We start from the raw sequence: 19,790 nt of genomic DNA, 5'->3' as shown, positions 1-19,790 counted from the left end.
TGCTAACTGAGCGGCGGCGCGAGCCCGCGTTCGGCCGCGCCGATCTCGCCGTCCGGTACGAACACATAACCGCGTCCCCATACCGTCTGCACGTAGCGCGGCTCGGACGGATCCACTTCGATCAGCCGCCGCAGGCGCCAGATCGATACGTCGAGGCTGCGATTGCGATGCGCTTCGCTATTGCCGTGCAGTTTTTCCAGCAGCTGCGCGCGCGTGAGCACGGTCATCGCGTGCGTGACGAATACCTTCAGCATTGCGAATTCGCTCGAACGCAGCGTGATGCGCTCGCCGTCGCGGCGCAGTTCGCGCGCCGGGAAATTCACTTCGAAGCGGCCGAAATGATATGGCGCGCGTTGCTCGGGCGCACCCGGTGCGATCGAGCCGCGACGCCGCAGCACGGTGCGGATGCGCGCGACCAGTTCGCTCGGCTCGAACGGTTTGCCGAGATAGTCGTCGGCGCCGAGTTCGAGGCCGATCACGCGATCGATCGGATCGGCGCGCGCGGTCAGCAGGATCACGGGAATGTCGTCGCCGGCGACGCGCAATGCGCGCAGCGCGCTGATGCCGTCGAGCTCCGGCATCATGATGTCGAGCACGATCAGCGCGGGACGTTCGGTCTGCAATCTGCGTTGCAGCGCGACGCCGTTTTCGAGCGTGGCGACCTTGAAGCCGCGACCCTGCAGATAGTCGCAGACGAGATTGCGCACGACGGGATCGTCGTCGACGATCAGAATGGTTTGGTTCATTCAGGTCATCTTAGTGATGCGCGCGAGCCGCGCAAAGCGCACGGTGCTTTCGAATCCTTTCCGGAGTAAGACTGAGCAAGTTGCGCGCGCGAGGCGCTCAGTTGCTCGGCGGATAGGCCTGCGAAGTTTGCAGCGTCTGCGGCGGCTGGCGCGCGAAGTCGGTCCGGTCGATGACCATCCTCTCGATCAGGCCGCTGAGTTTCACCGATGCCGACGAAAAGCGGTCGGTGTTGAGCCCGCCGGTCTGATAGCGCGCGGTGACCAGAATCCGGCCGTTCTGGATCAGCGTCAGATCGATGATCGACAGGTACTGGATCGACGCGTCGCTGAACGAGCGGCGGCCGTATTCGATCGCGGCGTTGTAGACGAGCCGCGCTTCGCAGCCGGCGGGCGCGGTGCCCGGATTGTAGACATCCGAACGAATTCCGCGCCGGTCGAGCACCAGCTGCAATGCCGGCACGAAGTCGCCGACCGACACCGTCGGATTCACCTCGATGCACACATGCTGCACGTCGGCCGGGCGACCGTTGACGAAGGTCGGCGACGAGTAGTTCGACGCGATCGCGTAACCGGCCTGGATCACCGAGCCGGTCGCGTCGGCGGCCGAGATCAGCGTCCACGCGCAGCCGTTCAGGCTGAGTGTGAGCGCGGCGGCCAGCGTGACGAACGCGGCGCGCGCGCCTCGGCGCCGCGGTTCGAGCCATGCGGTGCGCGAAGCGTCGCCAGCCCGGCAAGCCCGAAGCGCCCGCAACACAGCGGACGCGCGCAAGGTCGGCAACGGAGTCATGAAGGAGCGCCCGATCGCGGTCGGCAAATGCAGCGAGTCATAAGGAGCGACGACGGCTCGCGCTCAGCGCGTAACGCGCAGCCGCAATTCGTTCTGTCCTTGCACGCTCGCGGTGACGTTCACGCGACGCGCGGCGTCGGTGGTCACGATGAAATGCTGACGCACCGGCGTGTTGACGTCGTGCACGACGCTCGGGAAACACGCGGCAATGTCGGCGCCGAGTTCTTCGAGCGGATCGTTGATCACGCCGTCGGCCTGCCAGTGCGCGCGCCAGTGGCACTCGTACGAGTGCGGGCTCGCGCGGCAGTCGTCGGTATTCGATACGCCCGGCAATTGCGCGCTGCTCTCGTTCGACAGTTGGCGGAAATCCGTCGCGGCGACGATGTGCGTGAGCGGCGCGCAGACATCGGCGGGCTGGTTCTGTGGAGTGGGGGTGGCGGCGTCGGCGCCGCTCGCGAACAGCAAAGCCGCGCCGCAGGCGAGCGCGACGCGCGAAAGCAGGGAGGAGGGACGGCGAGCGAATGACATGGCGAGGAATCCGAAAAGCGGTTGCGATGAATGACCTGAGGGCCGGCACGAGGCGCAGCCCACACGACTATCGTCGCTTCCATCGGCCATTTTCAAAGCGCGGAACAGCTTGCCCGCTTCGCAAATGCTTTCGAAGTCTTCACGGTTCTTTCGCGGTGTTGCCGCGGATTGCCCGCGGCTTACCCGCGGATTGCCCGCGGATTGCCCGCGGCGCGAGTTCGGCGGCGGCTCACTCACCGCGCCACTCGCCGGCCCGCTCATTGCAGCGCTTATCGCCCCGCTTATCGCACTGCTCAGGCCGCGACCGGCTCGCCCGAGCGCTCGACGTCGAGCGTCTCGTCGTGGAACGCGGCGAGCGTCTCGCGATGCGCGACGCTGACGATCGCCGCCTTCGGCAGCCGCTCGGTGAACAGTCGATACAGACGCGCTTCGTTGTCCGCGTCGAGCGCGCTGGTCGCTTCGTCGAGGAACAGGTAGTCGGGCTTGTGCAGCAGCACGCGCGCGGCGGCGAAGCGCTGCTGCTCGCCCGGCGACAGCACGCGGGTCCAGTGCGCCGTTTCCTGCAGACGGTCCGCGTATTCCGACAGATGGCAGGTGACGAGCGCTTCGCGGCACTCCGCGTCGGTATAGGTATCGGCCGCCGACGGATACGCGAGCGCCGCCTTCAGCGTGCCGATCGGCATGTAGCTGACCTGCGGGATGAACATCATCCGGGCGTTGACCGGCGCGTCGATCGAGCCGTCGCCGAACGGCCACAGCCCGGCGAGCGCGCGCATCAGCGTGCTCTTGCCGGCGCCGGACGGGCCGCGTACGAGCCAGCGCGAACCCGGCCGGATCTCGATGTCGCGGATGCTCGACAGCGGGTTGCCGTTCGGCAGCGCGAGCTTCAGGCTTTCGGTGGACAGCTGGTTGGCATCGACGAAATGCAGGTTGATGCCGCCATGCTCGGTCGCCGGCGACACCGATTCCTTCAGACGCGGCGCGTGCACGACGCGCTTGAATTCGCGCAACCGGTTCACGGTCGCGCGCCATTCGACGAGGCTCGTATAACTGTTGATGAACCACGAGAACGAATCGCTGACAGTGCCGAACGCGCTCGAGATCTGCATCAGCACGCCGAACGTGAAGGCGCCCGCGAAGTAGCGCGGCGCGGCGACCACGATCGGGAAAATGATCGCGATCTGGCCGTAGAAACTCAGCACGAAGGTCAGGCGCTTGGTGTACTTCATCACCTGCCACCAGTTATCGCGGATCCGGCCGAACAGCGTGTGCGCGTTGGTCTTCTCGGTCTCCATGCCGTTGTAGAACGCGATCTGCTCGGCGTTCTCGCGCAGCCGGATCAGGCCGAAACGGAAATCCGCCTCGACTTTTTGCGCCTGATAGTTGATCGGCACCAGCGGATGGCCGACCTTCTGCGTGACCAGCGAGCCGACCACCGCGTACAGCGCCGCGGCCCACACCATATAGCCGGGGATGTGCAGCGGCATGCCGCCGAGCGAGATGCTCAACGCGCCGGCCAGCGACCACAGGATCGTGATGAACGACACCAGCGTGACGACGGTGGACAGCAGATCGAGCGTCAGCGACAGCGTGGTGGTCGCGAACGATTGCAGGTCGTCGCTGATCCGCTGGTCGGGGTTGTCGGCGAGGCGGTCGCGCTCGATCCGGTAGAACGCGCTGTCGTTGAGCCACTCGTCCAGATAGCGGGTGGTCAACCACTGGCGCCAGCGGAAGCCGAGCATCTGGCGCAGATAACCGCGGTACACCGCGAGGATGATGAACGCGAACGCGAGCCCGGAGAAGACCATCAGCAGATGCGGGAAGTCGTGGACGTTCTTCGCCTGCAGCGCGTTGTAGAAATCCGCGCTCCAGCGGTTCAGCCGCACGTTGATCCCGACGATGGTCAGGTTCATCGCGACGATCGCAATGAGCAGCCCCCATGCAACGAAGCGTTCCTCGGAGACCCAGTAGGGCTTGATCAGGCTCCAGGCGGAGACCTTTTCGTCGGGCGGCAGCGCGGGGCTGGCGGAAGTATGTGATGTCATGAGCGTCCTGATGATGTGCTGGCCCAAAGTGCCGATCCGGTGCGCCGGTTCGCGCAGGCTGAAGCGGTGGGGACGGCGCGCGGAACTGTCGCTTACCTGTCACCGTCTCGCCGTTGCCGTGGCGCTGCGCGTTCGCGCCGACAAGACCGCCGGGCGGCCGTCCAGCCGTTCGGGCGAGCGCCGATTCTGGCGGCGCGCCCTTAAGCGGGAATTAATTTTCGCCGCGCTCGCGTAGGCCCAGGGATAGTCCCGGGGCGGTCGCGAGTTTGCGTCGAAATTGCCTGGCGTCGCCCCCGCAAGCGCCGTCGCGGTGAGGCGTGAAACATGCCCCGCGCGTCGTCGCGCACCGTGCCGCGTGGCACCCATCGTACCCGCGCGGCAGCCGGTCACGGCATTGTGCCAGAGCGGCGCGCGCGTCCGCAGCGGCGCCGCGAAAGAAGGTGCGGATCGGCACGGCGGCCGCCCGCGCGAGCCCGCAACGGGCGTACGGGCGCTGGTTTGCGGGCGTCGCGGCTTTTATGGTCTAATGGCCTTTCGACGAAACAGGGGTGCTTCGCACACTGCCGGCGTGATTCCGATCCGCGGCGGCGAGGCTGAGAGAGACCCTTTGCACCCGATCCGGGTAATACCGGCGCGGGAAGTTTCCGGAAGCAACCGTCTTCCATTCCCCGCCGGGCGGCGACCGCACATGACGTGCGCACGTGGTGCCCGGCCGGCTTCACCCGCCGGTTTCGTCCTGGGTACGTGCGTTTTCAAGCCGTACGGAAAGGACTCGATGACCGCCTATTCTTCAGCTATGTATTGTTCTCCCCGTCACGCCGCCGCTGGCGCGCCGTGCCGCATCGCTTTTGTCTGCCGCTCCGGTCGTTCCACCACGGAGCACGCGCGATGAACCGTTCCTCCCGACCCGATTTCGCCGTGCTCGGCGGCGGCCTGTGCGGCCGGCTGGTCGCGTGGCGGCTTGCCGGCGCCGGGCATCGCGTGGCGCTTTACGAGCGCGGCGATGCCGCCGGTTCGCAGGCCGCCGCGTGGGTCGCCGCGGCGATGCTCGCGCCGCTCGCCGAAGCCGCGAGCGCCGAGTTGCTGATTACCCGGCTCGGCGCGAGTTCGCTCGAGAGCTGGCCGAAGCTGCTGGCCGAATTGCCGGAGCCGGTGTTTTTCCAACGCAACGGCACGCTGGTCGTCTGGCATCACGCGGACCGGACCGAGGCGCCGCTGTTCGAACGGCGGGTGCGCGCGAATGCGCCGGCCGAGTTGCTCGACGGCGGCTTCGTCGCGCTGGCGGGCGCGCAGTTGGGCGCCGCCGAACCCGCGCTTGCCGGCCGCTTCAACCAGGGCTGGCTGCTGCCGCGCGAAGGTCAGCTCGACAACCGCCAGGTGCTCGCCGCATTGGCCGCGGGACTGGCCGAGCGCGGCGTCGAAACCCACTGGAACACGCCGGTCGATTCGTCGACGCTGCCCGATGCGGGCATCACGATCGACTGCCGCGGTCTCGGCGCGAAGCCGGTGCTGCCCACGCTGCGCGGCATTCGCGGCGAAGTCGCGCGGGTGCATGCGCCGGGCCTGCAACTGACGCGGCCGGTGCGCTTGCTGCATCCGCGCTATCCGCTGTATATCGCGCCGAAGCAGAACGGCCTGTATGTAATCGGCGCGACCGAAGTGGAAGGCGAGGATATGTCGCCGGTCAGCGTGCGCTCGGCGCTGGAATTGCTGAGCGCGGCGTTCTCGGTGCATCCGGGCTTCGGCGAGGCGCGCATCCTCGAACTGAATTCGCAGTGCCGGCCGACCTTGCCCGATCATCGGCCGGCGCTGTTGTGGGACGGCGCGCGCACGCTGCGCGTGAACGGCCTGTACCGGCACGGCTATATGATCGCGCCCGAAGTCGCCGACGAAGCGGTGCGCTTTGCCGGCGCATTGCTCGACGGCCGCGTCAGCGATGCCGACGGCTTCGCCGACTGGCGCCGCGACGCGCGCTGGAGCGAGCTGTTCCAGCAGGATGTCGCGCGCGAGCCGGCCTGAGCGGCGCGCGTCGCCGCTTTCACCTCCGATTGAACCGTATTCGAACACCATGGACATTCATATCAATCAGAAGCCGTTGTCGCTGCCCGAGGGCGCGACTGTCGCCGATGCGCTCGCCGCGTACGGCGCGCGTCCGCCGTTCGCGGTCGCGCTGAACGGCGATTTCGTCGCGCGCACCCAGCATGCGGCGCGCGCGCTGCAGGCGGGCGACCGGCTCGACGTCGTGCAACCGGTCGCGGGCGGCTGAGCGCGACAGCGCGAGCCTGCCGCCAACCCATTGCCGCAAAGCCGTGACGGTAAAAAGCTTCACGCCAACCCGCCACGGCCAACCAGGATGATGCAAATGACTTCTCAACAGAGCGCCGACGCACTCACGCTATACGGTCAGACCTTCGCGAGCCGGGTGCTGCTCGGCACCTCGCGCTATCCGTCGCTGCAGTCGCTGTCCGATTCGATCGACGCGGCGCGCCCCGGCATGGTGACCGTCGCGCTGCGTCGCCAGATGAACGAGGGCAACGCCGAAGCCGGCTTCTTCGATCTGCTCAAGCGCCACGGCGTGCCACTGCTGCCGAACACGGCCGGCTGCCTGACCGTCGCGGAAGCTGTGACGACCGCGCACATGGCGCGCGAAATTTTCGAGACCGACTGGATCAAACTCGAACTGATCGGCGACGACTACACGCTGCAGCCCGACCCGGTCGGCCTGATCGAAGCTGCCGCGCAGCTCGTCAAGGACGGCTTCAAGGTGCTGCCGTATTGCACCGAAGACCTGGTGATCGGCCGCCGTCTGCTCGATGCCGGCTGCGAGGCGCTGATGCCGTGGGGCGCGCCGATCGGCACGGGCAAGGGCGTGATCAATCCGTATGGCTTGCGGGTGCTGCGCGAGCGGCTGCCGGACGTGCCGCTGATCGTCGACGCCGGGCTCGGCGTGCCGTCGCACGCGGCGCAGGTGATGGAGTGGGGCTTCGACGGCGTGCTGCTGAACACCGCGGTGTCGCAGGCCACGCACCCCGACGCGATGGCGCGCGCGTTCGCGCTGGGCGTCGAGGCGGGCCGTCAGGCTTATCTGGCCGGGCCGATGGCCGAGCGCGAGAGCGCGCACGCGAGCACGCCGGTGGTCGGCATGCCGTTCTGGCATCAGGATGAGAGCGCAGCATGACACAGACTCTGACGTTGAAAGACCGCGACCTGTTCTGGCCGCCGGCCGACGAACTGACCGAAGCGGCCGAGCGCATCCGCGCGCGCCTGGGCGACTGGCCGCCTACCCACGCGCCGTGGCGCATCTGCCTGACCGCGCCGGATCAGCCGAACGGCGGCGACCTGATCGTGATCGCCGATGCGCAGCAGCACGGCGAGCAGATGGCGCGCTGGCTTACGCACGGCGCGGGCGTGCTCGAAGCCGCCGAGAATCGCGCGACGCTGCATCTGGGCGGCGAAAAGTACCCGCTGGAAGGCCATCCGGCGGAAGACTGGCTCGCCGCGCTGGCCGCGTTCCTCGACTGCGGTTTCGATCCGCACGACGCGCTGGTGCTCGCGCTCGCGTGGCGCGACGGCGACGAAACCCGCGCCGACGACGCATTCCCGTCCGACCTCGCGCGCTTCCCGCGTCTGTTGGGCCTGCCGGCCGCGCCGGCGCAGGCGTTCCCGCGCTGCCCGGACAAACTGGGCCTGTACCCGGTGCTACCGAGCGCGGAGTGGGTCGAGCGGGTGGTCGGCTTCGGCGTGAAGACGGTGCAACTGCGCCACAAGGCGGCTGAACCGGTCGACGAGCTGAAGCGCGAAATCGCCCGCAGCGTGGCCGCCGGCCGCGCGCACGACGCCCAGGTGTTCATCAACGATCACTGGCGCGCGGCGCTGGAAGCCGGTGCGTACGGCGTCCACCTCGGTCAGGAAGACGTACATACGGCCGATCTGGCCGCGCTTGCCGACGCGGGCATCCGCCTCGGACTGTCGACGCACGGCTTCTACGAGATGCTGAAGGCGCTGCACTTCCGTCCGAGTTACATCGCGCTGGGCGCGGTGTTCCCGACCACCACCAAGGTGATGCCGACCGCGCCGCAGGGACTGAAGCGGCTCGCGCGCTACGTGCGTCTGCTCGAAGGCGTGGTGCCGCTGGTCGCGATCGGCGGTATCGATCTGCAGGTGCTGCCGGACGTGCTCGCGACCGGCGTCGGCTGTGCGGCGGTGGTGCGCGCGGTGACCGAAGCGGCCGATCCGGCCGCCGCCGTTTCTGCGCTGCAACACGCGTTTACGCAATAATCTTCAGGCTTGGTTAAAGGTAAGGGACACCTCACGGCAGCATTTTCAGGGTGGCCCTATAATTCGGCCTTCCCTGTAAAAGGATTGTCAGTTTGGTGCCTTCCTCCGCTGAGACCCTCCTCGAGCTGCGCGACGTCGACTTCGGTTACGGCGACCGGCTCGTCCTGTCGAATCTGAATCTGCGCTTCCGGCGCGGTCAGGTCGTCGCGGTCATGGGCGGCTCGGGTTGCGGCAAGACGACCGTGCTGCGACTGATCGGCGGCCTCGTACGCGCGCAGCGCGGCCAGGTGCTGTTCGAAGGCCAGGACATCGGCGGCCAGACGCGTGAAGGCCTGTACGCGCTGCGCCGCAAGATGGGCATGCTGTTCCAGTTCGGCGCTTTGTTTACCGACATGTCGGTGTTCGAAAACGTCGCCTTTGCGCTGCGCGAACACACCGATCTCCCCGAAGAACTGCTGCGCGACCTCGTGCTGATGAAGCTCAACGCGGTTGGGCTGCGCGGCGCGCGCGACCTGCTGCCGTCGGAGATTTCGGGCGGCATGGCGCGGCGGGTCGCGCTGGCGCGCGCCATCGCGCTCGATCCCGGGTTGATGATGTACGACGAACCGTTCGCCGGTCTCGACCCGATCTCGCTCGGCATCACCGCCAATCTGATCCGCACGCTGAACCAGGCGCTCGGCGCGACCTCTATCCTGGTCACGCACGACGTGCCGGAATCGTTCGCGATCGCGGACTACGTGTACTTCCTTGCCAACGGCGGGGTGCTCGCCGAGGGCACGCCGGACGAGTTGCGCGCGTCGACCGATCCGACCGTGCGGCAGTTCATCGACGGCGCGCCGGACGGCCCGTTCCGTTTCCATTACCCGACCAAAACGCCGCTCGCCGCGGATTTCGGCATCGGCGGAGGCCAGTCATGATCAGTACGATCGGTCGCTCGGTGTTGAGCGGGCTCGGCACCGCCGGCTACGCGACCCGTTTCTTTATCCGGCTGGTGCTGGAATTTTTCCCGTTGTTGCGCCGGCCGCGTCTTGTCACGAAGCAGATCCACTTCGTCGGTAATTATTCGCTGGTGATCATCGCGGTGTCGGGGCTGTTCGTCGGCTTCGTGCTCGGTCTGCAGGGCTATTACACGCTGAACCGCTACGGCTCCGAACAGGCGCTCGGGCTGCTGGTCGCGCTGTCGCTGGTGCGCGAGCTTGGGCCGGTCGTGACCGCGCTGCTGTTCGCCGGTCGCGCGGGCACCTCGCTGACCGCCGAAATCGGTCTGATGAAGGCCGGCGAGCAGCTCACCGCAATGGAAATGATGGCGGTCGATCCGGTCAAGATCGTGATCGCGCCCCGCCTGTGGGCGGGCATCATCTCGATGCCGATCCTCGCGGCGATTTTCAGCGCGGTCGGTATTCTGGGCGGTTACGTGGTCGGCGTGCTGCTGATCGGCGTCGATGCCGGCGCGTTCTGGTCGCAGATGCAGGGCGGCGTCGACGTGTGGCGCGATATCGGCGCCGGGGTGATCAAGAGCGTGGTGTTCGGCCTCGCGGTGACCTTCGTCGCGCTGTTTCAGGGCTACGAAGCGAAGCCGACGCCGGAAGGCGTGTCGCGCGCGACGACCCGCACGGTCGTGTACGCGTCGCTCGCGGTGCTCGGACTCGATTTTCTGCTGACCGCGCTGATGTTCAGCTAAGACCGCGCAGCGCGCCGGCTGCCGGCGGCGCATGATGCGCCGCGTACGGCGGCAAGCGGCGGCGCGGCGGCTTCACTTTAGGATGACGATGAAAAAGAATGCTCTCGACTTCTGGGTCGGCCTGTTCGTGGTGCTGGGGTTCGTCGCGCTGCTGTTTCTCGCGCTGAAGGCCGGCAACATGAGCTCGTTGTCGTTCCAGGCAACGTACCCGGTCAAGCTCAAGTTCGACAATATCGGCGGGCTGAAGCCGCGCGCGCCGGTCAAGAGCGCGGGCGTGACGGTCGGCCGGGTCGCGTCGATCGGCTTCGACAGCAACGCATACCAGGCGCTGGTCACGATCGATATCGACAAGCAGTTCCAGTTTCCGAAGGACACTTCGGCGAAAATTCTGACCTCGGGCCTGCTCGGGGAGCAGTACATTGGGCTGGAGCCGGGCGGTGACACGGAAATGTTGAAAGCGGGCGATACGATCGCGATGACGCAATCGGCGATCGTGCTGGAGAATCTGATCGGTCAGTTCCTGTATAGCAAGGCCGCGGATTCGGGCGCGGCGAAGCCTGCCGCGCCGGCGCCCGCTGCGCCTGCCGCTGGCGCCGCCAGCCAATAAGGAGAACAACAATGCAGACCACACCGCAGGGCGCGCGCCTCGGAGCGTGCGCGGTTCAGTTCGGCAAGGTCGCGGTGGCGGCGGCGCTGCTGGCCGGTTGCTCGACCGTGCCGACACCGACCAAGGGCGACCCGTTCGAAGGCCTGAACCGGACCATCTTCACCGTCAACGACAAGATCGACCAGTACGCGCTGAAGCCGGTCGCGAAGGGCTACGTGTGGGCGACCCCGCAGCCGGTGCGCGACAGCGTGACGAACTTCTTCTCGAACATCGGCGACGTCTACATCGCCGCCAACAACCTGCTGCAGCTGCGGATCGCCGACGGCGTGTCGGACGTGATGCGGATCGTGATCAACACGGTGTTCGGGGTCGGCGGCCTGTTCGACGTCGCGACGCTCGCGAAGCTGCCCAAGCACGAGAACGACCTCGGTCTGACGCTCGGCCACTACGGCGTGCCGGCGGGCCCGTACCTGGTGCTGCCGCTGTTCGGCCCGAGCACGGTGCGTGACGCGGTCGGCTCGCTCGGCAACTACTACGTGAACCCGATCAGCTACATCGATCCGCCGGGCCTGAGCTGGGCGCTGTACGGGCTGAACGTGGTCAACACGCGCGCCAACCTGCTCGGCGCGAGCGACGTGCTGGAAGGCGCGGCGCTCGATAAATACTCGTTCGTGCGTAACGCGTATCTGCAGCGTCGCCAGTATCTGCTGTCGAACAACCGGCGGACGCCGCAGGAGCTGCCGAGCTACGACGAGGAAGCACCGCTGCCGAAGTACGACGAAGATGCGGGCGCCGGTGCGGCCGCCGGCACAGCGGGAACGCCGGGTGCTGCGCAGGCGGCGCCGGCCTCCGGCGCGGTGGCGGCCACGCCGGCTCAGGGCGCTTCGGCACCCGAGGCCGCCTCCGGCAGCGCGGCGGGACCGACGGACACGAGTGGCAATCCGGCCAACACGCAGATCCCGGCCGGCCAGCTCGTACCGCCGACGCGTTTCAATTTCCCGTCCTTCAGATTGCATTGAGCGTGCAGCCGTAACAGATCGATACGACTCTCGCAGTTTGCGCATGGATTGCTGTCGAACTCGCGTGATAAGGTCGGTCCAACCTGTTGCACCATTTTTGAGGCAAAGCTTGATATGAAAAAATTCTTCCTGATTCCGTTGTTTGCCGCGTTGTTCTCGTTCGTGAGCGGCGGCGCATCGGCACAAACCGTCGACACCAGCCAGCCGGACGCGTTGATCAAGACCGTCACCCAGCAGGTGATGGACCAGATCCGCGGCGACAAGTCGATCCAGCAGGGCGACATTTCGCACATCACGCGTCTGGTCAACGAAAAGATCCTGCCGTACACCGATTTCCGCCGCACCACGCAGCTCGCGATGGGCCGCAACTGGCGCAGCGCGACGCCGCAGCAGCAGGACCAACTGGTCGAGCAGTTCAAGATGCTGCTGATCCGTACGTACTCGGGCGCGCTTGCTCAGGTGCGCGACCAGCAGATCCAGTACAAGCCGTTCCGCATGAACCCGGAAGACACCGACACGGTGGTGCGCTCGGTGGTGATGAACAACGGCCAGCCGATCCAGCTCGACTACCGTCTGTACAAGACCCCGCAAGGCTGGCGCGTGTACGACATCAACGTGCTCGGCGCGTGGCTGATCCAGGCATATCAGCAGCAGTTCAACGAACAGGTCCAGCAGAAGGGCGTGGACGGGCTGATCCAGTTCCTGACCCAGCGTAACCAGCAACTCGCCGCGGGCAAGCAGTCGTGAGCGAAGTGCTGAGCCCGGTCGCGAATCGCTTCGACAGCGGCGCGACGCTGACCCACGAGAGCGCGAAGGCCGCGCTCGCGGCGGGTCTGCAACGTATCGCGGCGGGTGCGGGCGGCGTCGATTGCGCGCCGCTCACGCAGTTCGATTCGTCCGCGCTCGCGGTGCTGCTCGCGTGGGTGCGGGCAGCCGGCGCGCGCGGCGTCAAATTCGAAATCGTCAATCTGCCGGCTGGTCTCGCCAGCCTCGCGCAAGCCTACGGCGTCGATACTCTTCTGTCGGCGCGACATTGACGCTCATCTAGCGTCGTCTCCCCCTTCCGGCCTGGCCGGGGGTCTCAGTTTTTGCCCTATAATCAAACGTTTTTTTGGGGCGTTGAACTGGCCCCGAATCGGCCTCGATTTCCGTTTCTTCCAGCATTTGCTCGTCCCCACGCTCCATCGGGGCTACTTTAGGCGCCGCGACGCACGCGGCCCATAGTCATGTCAGCCATAGAAATTCGTAACGTCAAGAAGCGCTACAAGGACTTGCAGGCGCTCAAGGGCGTCAGCCTCACGGTCGAAGAAGGCGAGTTCTTCGGACTGCTTGGTCCGAACGGCGCGGGCAAGACGACGCTCATCAGCATCCTCGCGGGTCTCGCGCGCGCCGACGAAGGCAGCATCGCGGTGCGCGGTCACGACGTCGTCGGCGATTTCCGCAATGCGCGTCGCGCGCTCGGCGTGGTGCCGCAGGAACTCGTGTTCGATCCGTTCTTCACGGTGCGCGAAACGCTGCGTATCCAGTCCGGCTACTACGGGCTGCGCAACAACGACGCGTGGATCGACGAGATCATGGCCAATCTCGATCTGACCGACAAAGCCGACGCCAACATGCGCGCGCTGTCGGGCGGCATGAAGCGCCGCGTGCTGGTCGCCCAGGCGCTGGTGCACCGGCCGCCGGTGATCGTGCTCGACGAACCGACCGCCGGCGTCGACGTCGAACTGCGCCAGACGCTGTGGAAGTTCATCTCGCGTCTGAACCGCGAAGGTCACACGATCGTGCTGACCACTCACTATCTGGAAGAAGCCGAATCGCTGTGCGACCGCATCGCGATGCTGCGCCGTGGCGAGGTGGTCGCGCTCGAGCGCACCAGCACGCTGCTGCAGCGCTTCGCCGGGATGCAGCTGTTCGTGCGCTTCGCGCAGGGCGTGCTGCCCGCCGAGCTGCGTCCGCTCGAGGTGGAAAGCGGCGCAGGCAACGGCAACGGCCGCCAGCATCTGCTGCGACTGACCAGCTACGACGAGGTCGAGCGCATCCTCGCGCAGTGTCGCGCGGCCGGTTGTACATTCGAAGAAATCGAGGTCCGCAAGGCCGACCTCGAAGACGTATTCGTTCAGGTGATGAACGGTCCGGAAGTGATCGAGGGGCTTGCATGAGCGGCTACAGTGGTTTCAGCACGCTGTTTTACAAAGAACTGCTGCGTTTCTGGAAGGTGTCGTTCCAGACCGTGCTCGCGCCGGTCATCACAGCGCTGCTCTATCTGACGATCTTCGGCCACGCGCTGCGCGGCCATGTGCAGGTTTATCCGGGCGTCGAGTACACGAGCTTCCTGATTCCGGGTCTCGTGATGATGAGCGTGCTGCAGAACGCGTTCGCGAACAGCTCGTCGTCGCTGATCCAGTCGAAGATCACCGGCAATCTCGTGTTCGTGCTGCTGCCGCCGCTGTCGCACTACGAGATGTTCGCCGCCTACGTGCTGGCGGCGTGCGCGCGCGGTCTGTGCGTCGGCTTCGGCGTGTTCATCGTGACGATCTGGTTCGTGCCGGTCAGCTTCACCGCGCCGCTGTTCATCATCCTGTTCGCGATCTTCGGCGCGGCGATTCTCGGCACGCTCGGTCTGATCGCCGGTATCTGGGCCGAGAAGTTCGACCAGCTCGCCGCGTTCCAGAACTTCCTGATCATGCCGCTCACGTTCCTGTCGGGCGTGTTCTATTCGACCCATACGCTGCCGCCGGTGTGGCGCGAGGTGTCGCGGCTCAATCCCTTTTTCTACATGATCGACGGCTTTCGCTACGGTTTCTTCGGGGTGTCGGATATCGACCCGCTGGTGAGCCTCGCGATCGTCGCCGGTTTCTTCGTGGTGCTGGCTGTGGTCGCGATGCGCATGCTCGCCACCGGCTACAAGCTGCGCCACTGACGAGGAGCTTCTCTTATGTTGCCGACTCCTGAACAGGTCAAGCAGTACATTGCGGCTGGGCTCGCGTGCGAGCATCTCGAAGTCGAGGGCGACGGTCAGCATTTCTTTGCGACGATCGTCTCGCCGAGCTTCGAAGGCAAGCGCCCGATCCAGCGCCATCAACTCGTGTACGCGGCGCTCGGCGACCGCATGCGCGAGGAAATCCACGCGCTCAGCATGAAGACGCTGACGCCCGCCGAATGGCAGAACGCGTAACTCTGGAAATTTAGTGCGAATTACTCAGGAAGGGCGCGACGCCGCGAGCGGCGCGCCGAACACAGACAAGCCAGGTCCGGACCAGCACCGGGCCGATCAGGAACCGACAGGCATGGATAAACTCATCATTGAAGGGGGCTACCCGCTCTCCGGTGAAGTCGTCGTCTCGGGTGCGAAGAACGCGGCGTTGCCGATCCTGTGCGCGGGTCTGCTGAGCGCGGAGCCGGTGCATCTGGAGAACGTGCCTGACCTGCAGGACGTGCGCACGATGCTCAAGCTGCTCGGCCAGATGGGCGTGCGGATCGAGGCGGCCGACGGGCGCGTGTCGCTCGACGCGTCGAAGGTCGACAACTGCGTCGCGCCGTACGAAATGGTCAAGACGATGCGCGCGTCGATCCTCGTGCTCGGCCCGCTGGTCGCGCGCTTCGGTCATGCGCGCGTGTCGCTGCCGGGCGGCTGCGCGATCGGCGCGCGGCCGGTCGATCAGCACATCAAGGGCCTGCAGGCGATGGGCGCCGAGATCACGATCGAGCACGGCTTCATCGAAGCGCGCGCGAAGCGTCTGAAGGGTGCGCGCATCGTCACCGACATGATCACCGTGACCGGCACCGAGAACCTGCTGATGGCGGCGGTGCTGGCCGACGGCGAGACGGTCATCGAGAACGCCGCGCGCGAGCCGGAAGTGGTCGACCTCGCGCACCTGCTGGTCGCGATGGGCGCGAAAATCGATGGCATCGGCACCGACCGGCTGGTGATCCAGGGCGTCGAGAAGCTGCACGGCGCGCATCACGCGGTGATTCCGGACCGCATCGAAGCCGGCACCTTCCTGTGCGCGGTCGCGGCCGCCGGCGGCGACGTGACGCTGCGCAAGATGCGTCCGCTGCTGCTCGAAGCAGTGACTGAAAAGCTGCGCGAAGCGGGCGTGACGGTTGAAGAGGGCGACGACTGGATGCGCGTGCGGATGGACAAGCGTCCCGCCGCGGTCACGTTCCGCACCTCCGAATACCCGGCGTTCCCGACCGACATGCAGGCGCAGTTCATGGCGCTGAACACGATCGCGGACGGTACCGCGCAGGTCGTCGAGACGATCTTCGAAAACCGCTTCATGCACGTGCAGGAGCTGAACCGGCTCGGCGCGAGCATCACGATCGACGGCAATACCGCGCTCGTCACCGGCGTCGACAAACTCTCCGGCGCGAAGGTGATGGCCACCGATCTGCGCGCGTCCGCGAGCCTCGTGATCGCCGCGCTGCGCGCCGACGGCGAGACGCTGATCGACCGTATCTATCACCTCGATCGCGGCTACGACCGGATGGAAACCAAGCTCAACGCAATCGGCGCGAAGGTGCGCCGGGTGTCCGGGAGCGAAGTATGAGCACGATGTCGCAAACCTCGGCGTCGCCGGCCGTGAGCGCGCCGCTCACGCTCGCGCTGTCGAAAGGGCGTATCTTCGAGGAAACGCTGCCGCTGCTGGCGGCAGCCGGCATCGAAGTCGCGGAAGACCCGGAGACATCGCGCAAGCTGATCCTGCCGACCACTGACGCGAACTTGCGCGTGATCATCGTGCGCGCGACCGACGTGCCGACCTACGTCGAATACGGCGCCGCCGACTTCGGCGTGGCCGGCAAGGACGTGCTGCTCGAGCATGGCGGCAGCGGCCTGTACCAGCCGGTCGATCTGGACATCGCGCGCTGCCGGATGTCGGTCGCGGTGGCCGCGGGTTTCGATTACGCGAATGCGGTGCGCCAGGGCGCCCGTCTGCGCGTCGCGACCAAGTACGTTGAAACCGCACGCGAGCATTTTGCCGCCAAGGGGGTACACGTCGACCTGATCAAGCTGTACGGTTCGATGGAACTGGCGCCGCTGGTCGGCCTCGCCGACGCGATCGTCGACCTCGTGAGCTCCGGCAATACGCTGCGCGCGAACAATCTTGTCGAGGTGGAGGAGATCATGCAGATTTCGTCGCGCCTCGTTGTGAACCAGGCGGCGCTGAAGCTCAAACGCGCTGCCTTGCGGCCGATTCTCGACGCGTTCGCCAACGCGTCGTCGCAAGCCGGCACTCCGGCCGCCTGACTGACCACGGCACTCTGACCACCCAGCTCAAGCGCGCCTTACCGAAACGGATACCTGTATGTCTACCAAGATTCGCAAACTCGATTCCACCGCTCCCGACTTCCACAAGTCGCTGCACGCGGTGCTCGCGTTCGAGGCGAGCGAAGACGAAGCCATCGAGCGATCGGTCGCGCAGATTCTGAACGACGTGAAGGCGCGCGGCGACGAGGCGGTGCTCGAGTACACGAACCGCTTCGATCGCATCAATGCGAAAAGCATCGCCGAACTCGAACTGCCGATGGCCGAGCTCGAAGCGGCGCTCGAAAGCCTCGAACCGAAGCGGCGCGCGGCGCTCGAAGCGGCGGCGGCGCGGGTGCGCGGTTATCACGAGAAGCAGAAGATCGAATGCGGCAGCCATAGCTGGCAGTACACGGAAGCCGACGGCACGGTGCTCGGCCAGAAGGTCACGCCGCTCGATCGCGCGGGTATCTACGTGCCGGGTGGCAAGGCAGCGTATCCGTCGTCGGTGCTGATGAACGCGATTCCGGCGCGGGTCGCCGGCGTGCGCGAAATCGTGATGGTGGTGCCGACGCCCGACGGCGTGAAGAATCCGCTGGTGCTGGCTGCGGCGCTGATCGGCGGGGTCGACCGGGTGTTTACGATCGGCGGCGCGCAGGCGGTCGGCGCGCTCGCGTACGGCACCCAGACCATCCCCGCTGTGGACAAGATCTGCGGCCCCGGCAACGCATACGTCGCGTCGGCCAAACGCCGCGTGTTCGGCACGGTCGGCATCGACATGATCGCCGGGCCGTCGGAAATCCTCGTGTTGTGCGATGGCACTACCGACCCGCGCTGGGTCGCGATGGACCTGTTCTCGCAGGCCGAGCACGACGAACTCGCGCAATCGATTCTGCTGTGCCCGGATGACGCGTTCATCGCGCGCGTGCACGAAGCGATCGACGAACTGCTGCCGACCATGCCGCGCCGCGACGTGATCCGCACGTCGCTGGAAAATCGCGGCGCGCTGATCAAGGTGCGCGACATGGCTGAGGCCTGCGCGATCGCCAACGACATCGCGCCCGAGCACCTCGAAATTTCGGCGCTGGAGCCGCATCAGTGGGCGCGGCAGATTCGCCACGCGGGCGCGATCTTCCTGGGCCGCTACACCAGCGAGAGCCTCGGCGATTACTGCGCGGGCCCGAATCACGTGCTGCCTACGTCGCGTACCGCACGTTTCTCGTCGCCGCTCGGCGTCTATGATTTCTTCAAGCGTTCGAGCGTGATCGAAGTCAGCGCGGAGGGTGCGCAGACGCTCGGCGAGATCGCCGCGGAACTCGCTTACGGCGAAGGGCTGCAGGCGCATGCACGCAGCGCCGAATACCGGATGCGGCAGAACAATAACGACCGCGGTTGATGCGGATGGCCGCCGGCGGCGCTCGATGCGGTTGAAGCGGGCGCCTCGCGGCGGAAGCGGTGCGGGTAGCGAAGGAAGTGTTGGCGGCGAAGGCGTCGCATCTAGCTGAAGCGGCGAATCGAGCCTGTCCAGCTCGATAGCCGCCGAAATCTTGCCGGCAACAGCGAGCGCCGATGCGATGCTCGCGAACCGCGTCGGCCCGAGCTCGAGCCCGAGCCCGAGTCGCCGCACCGCCCAGCGCCACACATACGCACCGAAGCGCGCGTCACCCAGCCGTTCGATAACGACAACAGAGACCAACCAGCGCGGCCCATGCCGCCGATGCCGGACCGGCGCACTCCACCCGGCCAGGCCCCCGAACCTATGACGACACCTCAAGACATCATCCGCCGCGACGTGCTCGCGATGACGAGCTATCCGGTCCCGGATGCGACCGGCTTCATCAAGCTCGACGCGATGGAAAATCCGTTCCCGCTGCCGCCGGAACTGGCCGCGCATCTCGGCGAGCGGCTGGCCGGCGTCGCGCTGAACCGCTATCCGGCACCGCGCCCGGAAGCGCTGATCGAGCGGATCCGTCACGTGATGGGGGTGCCGGCCGGCTGCGACGTGCTGCTCGGCAACGGTTCCGACGAAATCATCAGCATTCTCTCGGTGGCCTGCGCGAAGCCGGGCGCGAAGGTGCTCGCGCCGGTGCCGGGCTTCGTCATGTATCAGATGTCGGCCAAGTTCGCGAACCTCGAGTTCGTCGGCGTGCCGCTGAAGCCCGACTTCACCCTCGATACCGACGCGATGCTCGCGGCGATCGCCGAGCATGAGCCGGCGATCATCTATCTCGCGTATCCGAACAACCCGACCGGCACGCTATTCGACGACGCCGACATGGAGCGGCTGATTGCCGCGGCGACTCGCAGCCTTGTCGTGATCGACGAGGCGTATCAGCCGTTCGCGCAGAAAAGCTGGCTGCCGCGCGTCGACGAGTTCGACAACGTGGTCGTGATGCGCACGGTGTCGAAGCTGGGCCTCGCCGGCATCCGGCTCGGGTATCTCGTCGGCAAGCCCGCGTGGCTCACCGAATTCGACAAAGTGAGGCCGCCGTACAACACCAACGTGCTGACTCAGGCCGCCGCCGATTTCCTGCTCGACCACGTCGGCGTGCTCGATGCGCAGGCCGCGCAATTGCGCGAAGAACGCACGAAACTCGCGCAGGCCGTGGCTTCGCTGCCGGGCGCCGAGGTGTTCCCGAGCGCCGGCAACTTCCTGCTGGTGCGCGTGCCGGACGCGGCCGGGCTGTTCGAAACCCTGCTGACCGCGCGGGTTCTGATCAAAAACGTGAGTAAAATGCATCCATTGCTGGCCAATTGCGTGCGTTTGACCGTCGGTTCGCCCGAGGAAAACGCCCAGTTGCTCGCCGGCCTGAAGCTCGTGCTTCGCTGAGCGGCCGCGCCGTTTATCCCCCCC

The 19,790-nt window shown here is 66.4% G+C and carries 22 protein-coding genes and 1 riboswitch; of the genes, 18 read left to right on the top strand and 4 right to left on the bottom strand.

What is annotated here, in order from left to right; all coding sequences use genetic code 11:
- Window positions 1-2 precede the first annotated feature (2 nt).
- The 4 genes from BTH42_RS21660 to BTH42_RS21645 form a co-directional block, all read right to left on the bottom strand.
- Entirely contained in the window at window positions 3-746 is a 744-nt protein-coding gene (locus BTH42_RS21660; RefSeq protein WP_075303227.1) for a response regulator, read from the bottom strand.
- 97 nt (window positions 747-843) lie between these two features.
- Entirely contained in the window at window positions 844-1,533 is a 690-nt protein-coding gene (locus BTH42_RS21655) for a hypothetical protein (protein WP_075303283.1), read from the bottom strand.
- Between the two features lie 63 nt (window positions 1,534-1,596).
- Window positions 1,597-2,061, bottom strand: coding sequence for a hypothetical protein (locus tag BTH42_RS21650; protein WP_075303226.1), 465 nt, complete (start codon window positions 2,059-2,061; stop codon window positions 1,597-1,599).
- Window positions 2,062-2,354: 293 nt separating this feature from the next.
- Window positions 2,355-4,106 carry an ABC transporter ATP-binding protein/permease gene (locus BTH42_RS21645; protein ID WP_075303225.1) on the bottom strand — a complete coding sequence of 584 codons (1,752 nt, stop codon included), beginning with the start codon at window positions 4,104-4,106 and terminating at the stop codon, window positions 2,355-2,357.
- On the opposite strand from BTH42_RS21645, the gene BTH42_RS21640 reads away from it, so the two are divergent.
- The 18 genes from BTH42_RS21640 to hisC all read left to right on the top strand — a co-directional run bounded on the left by BTH42_RS21640 (window position 4,105) and on the right by hisC (window position 19,766).
- A complete protein-coding gene (locus BTH42_RS21640; protein ID WP_075303224.1) occupies window positions 4,105-4,341 on the top strand; it encodes a hypothetical protein in 237 nt (78 codons plus the stop codon). The two genes, BTH42_RS21645 and BTH42_RS21640, sit on opposite strands and share 2 nt — an antisense overlap.
- A gap of 299 nt (window positions 4,342-4,640) precedes the next feature.
- Window positions 4,641-4,763: riboswitch (TPP riboswitch) on the top strand.
- 231 nt (window positions 4,764-4,994) lie between these two features.
- Window positions 4,995-6,125, top strand: a complete 1,131-nt coding sequence (locus BTH42_RS21635; protein WP_075303223.1) for an FAD-dependent oxidoreductase — start codon at window positions 4,995-4,997, stop codon at window positions 6,123-6,125.
- Window positions 6,126-6,174: 49 nt separating this feature from the next.
- Window positions 6,175-6,372, top strand: a complete 198-nt coding sequence (gene thiS, locus BTH42_RS21630) for a sulfur carrier protein ThiS (RefSeq protein WP_075303282.1) — start codon at window positions 6,175-6,177, stop codon at window positions 6,370-6,372.
- A 96-nt stretch (window positions 6,373-6,468) separates the two neighbouring features.
- Window positions 6,469-7,284 (top strand): thiazole synthase, encoded by an 816-nt coding sequence (locus BTH42_RS21625; RefSeq protein WP_075303222.1) that lies wholly within the window; start codon window positions 6,469-6,471, stop codon window positions 7,282-7,284.
- Window positions 7,281-8,384: a thiamine phosphate synthase gene (gene thiE, locus BTH42_RS21620; RefSeq protein WP_075303221.1), complete on the top strand. Its 1,104-nt coding sequence runs from the start codon at window positions 7,281-7,283 to the stop codon at window positions 8,382-8,384. Before BTH42_RS21625 ends, thiE begins: the two co-directional genes overlap by 4 nt.
- Before the next feature lie 95 nt (window positions 8,385-8,479).
- The gene (locus BTH42_RS21615) at window positions 8,480-9,301 is read left to right on the top strand and encodes an ABC transporter ATP-binding protein (RefSeq protein WP_075303281.1); all 822 of its coding nucleotides are present in this window, start codon (window positions 8,480-8,482) and stop codon (window positions 9,299-9,301) included.
- Window positions 9,298-10,065, top strand: coding sequence for a lipid asymmetry maintenance ABC transporter permease subunit MlaE (gene mlaE / locus BTH42_RS21610; protein WP_075303220.1), 768 nt, complete (start codon window positions 9,298-9,300; stop codon window positions 10,063-10,065). The genes BTH42_RS21615 and mlaE overlap by 4 nt, the downstream gene beginning before the upstream one ends.
- 88 nt (window positions 10,066-10,153) lie before the next feature.
- Complete coding sequence (gene mlaD / locus BTH42_RS21605) at window positions 10,154-10,672, top strand: outer membrane lipid asymmetry maintenance protein MlaD (RefSeq protein ID WP_075303280.1); 519 nt, start codon at window positions 10,154-10,156, stop codon at window positions 10,670-10,672.
- An 11-nt stretch (window positions 10,673-10,683) separates the two neighbouring features.
- Window positions 10,684-11,691 (top strand): VacJ family lipoprotein, encoded by a 1,008-nt coding sequence (locus tag BTH42_RS21600; protein WP_075303219.1) that lies wholly within the window; start codon window positions 10,684-10,686, stop codon window positions 11,689-11,691.
- 114 nt (window positions 11,692-11,805) lie between these two features.
- Window positions 11,806-12,438: a phospholipid-binding protein MlaC gene (locus BTH42_RS21595; protein ID WP_075303218.1), complete on the top strand. Its 633-nt coding sequence runs from the start codon at window positions 11,806-11,808 to the stop codon at window positions 12,436-12,438.
- The gene (locus tag BTH42_RS21590) at window positions 12,435-12,728 is read left to right on the top strand and encodes a lipid asymmetry maintenance protein MlaB (RefSeq protein ID WP_075303217.1); all 294 of its coding nucleotides are present in this window, start codon (window positions 12,435-12,437) and stop codon (window positions 12,726-12,728) included. Before BTH42_RS21595 ends, BTH42_RS21590 begins: the two co-directional genes overlap by 4 nt.
- A gap of 189 nt (window positions 12,729-12,917) precedes the next feature.
- Entirely contained in the window at window positions 12,918-13,850 is a 933-nt protein-coding gene (locus tag BTH42_RS21585; protein WP_075303216.1) for an ABC transporter ATP-binding protein, read from the top strand.
- Entirely contained in the window at window positions 13,847-14,611 is a 765-nt protein-coding gene (locus BTH42_RS21580; RefSeq protein ID WP_075303215.1) for an ABC transporter permease, read from the top strand. The genes BTH42_RS21585 and BTH42_RS21580 overlap by 4 nt, the downstream gene beginning before the upstream one ends.
- A 15-nt stretch (window positions 14,612-14,626) precedes the next feature.
- Window positions 14,627-14,866: a BolA family protein gene (locus tag BTH42_RS21575; RefSeq protein WP_075303214.1), complete on the top strand. Its 240-nt coding sequence runs from the start codon at window positions 14,627-14,629 to the stop codon at window positions 14,864-14,866.
- A gap of 112 nt (window positions 14,867-14,978) precedes the next feature.
- Window positions 14,979-16,241 carry a UDP-N-acetylglucosamine 1-carboxyvinyltransferase gene (gene murA / locus BTH42_RS21570; RefSeq protein WP_075303213.1) on the top strand — a complete coding sequence of 421 codons (1,263 nt, stop codon included), beginning with the start codon at window positions 14,979-14,981 and terminating at the stop codon, window positions 16,239-16,241.
- Window positions 16,238-16,939: an ATP phosphoribosyltransferase gene (gene hisG / locus BTH42_RS21565; protein WP_075303212.1), complete on the top strand. Its 702-nt coding sequence runs from the start codon at window positions 16,238-16,240 to the stop codon at window positions 16,937-16,939. The genes murA and hisG overlap by 4 nt, the downstream gene beginning before the upstream one ends.
- 58 nt (window positions 16,940-16,997) lie before the next feature.
- Window positions 16,998-18,332 carry a histidinol dehydrogenase gene (gene hisD, locus BTH42_RS21560; RefSeq protein ID WP_075303211.1) on the top strand — a complete coding sequence of 445 codons (1,335 nt, stop codon included), beginning with the start codon at window positions 16,998-17,000 and terminating at the stop codon, window positions 18,330-18,332.
- A gap of 363 nt (window positions 18,333-18,695) precedes the next feature.
- Window positions 18,696-19,766 (top strand): histidinol-phosphate transaminase, encoded by a 1,071-nt coding sequence (gene hisC, locus BTH42_RS21555; RefSeq protein WP_075303210.1) that lies wholly within the window; start codon window positions 18,696-18,698, stop codon window positions 19,764-19,766.
- Window positions 19,767-19,790 lie beyond the last annotated feature (24 nt).

The sequence above is a fragment of the Burkholderia sp. SRS-W-2-2016 genome (genome assembly GCF_001931485.1).
GTDB lineage: Bacteria > Pseudomonadota > Gammaproteobacteria > Burkholderiales > Burkholderiaceae > Paraburkholderia.
This window is presented reverse-complemented; position numbering and strand designations above follow the sequence as displayed.